The 365-nt window shown below is 55.1% G+C and carries 1 protein-coding gene; it reads left to right on the top strand.

The window, feature by feature from the left end; all coding sequences use genetic code 11:
• Positions 1 to 365: phage tail tip protein J-related protein (locus DZ860_RS24225; RefSeq protein WP_439333190.1), on the top strand; the 365-nt coding region annotated here is incomplete at both ends.

The following is a 365-nucleotide window of genomic DNA, read 5'->3' as shown; positions in this document are numbered from 1 at the left end:
AATGCGTGGGGGCAGCAGGGCGATCCGGCGTCGGTATCGTTCCGGATTGCCGCACCGGCAGCACCGTCGAGGATTGAGCTGACGCCGGGCTATTTTCAGATAACCGCCACGCCGCATCTTGCCGTTTATGACCCGACGGTACAGTTTGAGTTCTGGTTCTCGGAAAAGCAGATTGCGGATATCAGACAGGTTGAAACCAGCACGCGTTATCTTGGTACGGCGCTGTACTGGATAGCCGCCAGTATCAATATCAAACCGGGCCATGATTATTACTTTTATATCCGCAGTGTGAACACCGTTGGCAAATCGGCATTCGTGGAGGCCGTCGGTCGGGCGAGCGATGATGCGGAAGGTTACCTGGATTT

This window comes from Vibrio sinensis (assembly GCF_003605645.1).
GTDB lineage: Bacteria > Pseudomonadota > Gammaproteobacteria > Enterobacterales > Vibrionaceae > Vibrio > Vibrio sinensis.
Note: the sequence above shows the minus strand (reverse complement) of the source record. Positions and strands in the feature narration are given on the sequence as shown.